The following is a 1,606-nucleotide window of genomic DNA, read 5'->3' on the forward strand; positions in this document are numbered from 1 at the left end:
CGAACCAGCCAGAGCCGTGGCTGCAGATCCGAGTCCGCAACGCCACCCACCGGGTCACCCTCAACATGGCCGAGCGCTCCAAGGGCTTCATCTGGTTCTTCTCCTTCCTCGCCGCGTTCTCCGAGTACGCCAAGGAAGACCGCCGGGTGATCCTGCTCGACGAGCCGGGCCTGAATCTGCACGCCAAGGCCCAGAGCGACCTGCTGCGCTACATCGACGAGCGGCTTGCCCCTGACCACCAGGTCATCTACACCACCCACTCACTGTTCATGATCCAGCCCCGGCACCTAGAGCGATGCCGGACCGTCGAGGACATCCCGCGCGAGGGCACCCAGGTCAGCAACGACGTGTGGGCTGCCCGCCCCGAGACCGTTTTCCCGCTGCTCGGCGCGCTGGGGGTAGACATGTCCCAAGCCCTGATCGTCGGCCCCGACCAGCTCGCCGTCGAAGGGCCAGCCGACGTCGCCTACCTCACCATCATGAGCGACCTGGTCCGAAAGAAGGGCAAGACCCCTCTCGACCCGCGCTGGACCATCACCCCGCTCGGCGGCCTCGACAAGATCCCAACGTTCATCGCCCTGCTGGGCGCAAGCGACCTGAACGTCGCCGTCATCATGGACGTCGCCGCCGGCGGCAACCAAAAGATCACCAACATGGTCCAACGCGGGCTACTGCCCAAGGACCACCTCATCCCGCTTACCGACATCACCGGCACGCCCGAAGCCGACATCGAAGACCTGTTCGACCCAGGCTGGTACCTGAAGCTGCTGAAGGAGAGCAAGGTCGGGACCGTGGCCAAGACCAAGCTCAACGGTGGCCGAATCGTCAAGCAGGCCGAGGCAGCCCTCGGCGGCCGGTTCGACCACTACCAGCCCGCGAGCTACCTGATGCGCTCGCCCACGACACTGCACAACGACGTCGATGACGCCACCCTCGAGCGGTTCGCGCAGCTCTTCGCCCGGATCAACACCCTGCTCAGCAACTAGCTCCTCGACCTAACGCCGAAGGGCCGGCCATAGTCGGACCGGCCCTTCGCCGTCACGCTACCGCGCCGCCGCGCGCTGTCACCCGAGCGATCAAACGAGGTCCCTCGCGGACGGGAGTGTGCGAGGCACCACTTGCCGCTGTCCACCGTAGGCCGTCACAGCGGCCCCCGTTCGTCGTCATCATCGGCACTGGGCTCGCCTTCGGCGTCGAGCGCCAGGGCCTCGCGCAACCAGGTCGGGAAGATCGGCATGGGATTGCCGAATGCCTCGCAATGATCTAGCTAGCCCGGTCGCACCCCACGGGTCCGGGATTGTCGTGCGTCAATGGGACGGAACGGGACGGGACGTGGGCGGGGAAGCGCGCACGAAGCACGGCGGTGATCGCCAACGGACGGGTCGGGCTCGATGACACGCCTAGCGCTGCCTGAACGTGCCTTCCTTTGCGCCGGCCAGGAAGCTCATCCAGCCCTCGCGACCGAAGATAAGAGCCGGCCCGGCCGGATCCTTGCTGTCCCGCAGGGCGACGACGTGGACGAGATCGGCGACCTCCACGCACTGGCCGTTCCCACTCGATCGGCTGCTCTTTCTCCACCGGGCGCGGGACAGGTTGACTGAGGTCA

General features: G+C 66.5%; 2 protein-coding genes. One reads left to right on the forward strand and one right to left on the reverse strand.

The window, feature by feature from the left end:
• Nucleotides 1-986 (forward strand): ATP-dependent endonuclease (locus JNW87_RS38525; protein ID WP_238455452.1); only part of this gene is annotated, 986 nt, incomplete at its 5' end.
• Nucleotides 987-1,400: 414 nt separating this feature from the next.
• Here the strand turns inward: JNW87_RS38525 and JNW87_RS38530 are convergent.
• Nucleotides 1,401-1,592, reverse strand: coding sequence for a DUF397 domain-containing protein (locus JNW87_RS38530; protein ID WP_238455453.1), 192 nt, complete (start codon nt 1,590-1,592; stop codon nt 1,401-1,403).
• Nucleotides 1,593-1,606 lie beyond the last annotated feature (14 nt).

This window comes from Micromonospora sp. ATA51, assembly GCF_016802855.1.
Taxonomy (GTDB): Bacteria; Actinomycetota; Actinomycetes; order Mycobacteriales; family Micromonosporaceae; genus Micromonospora; species Micromonospora sicca.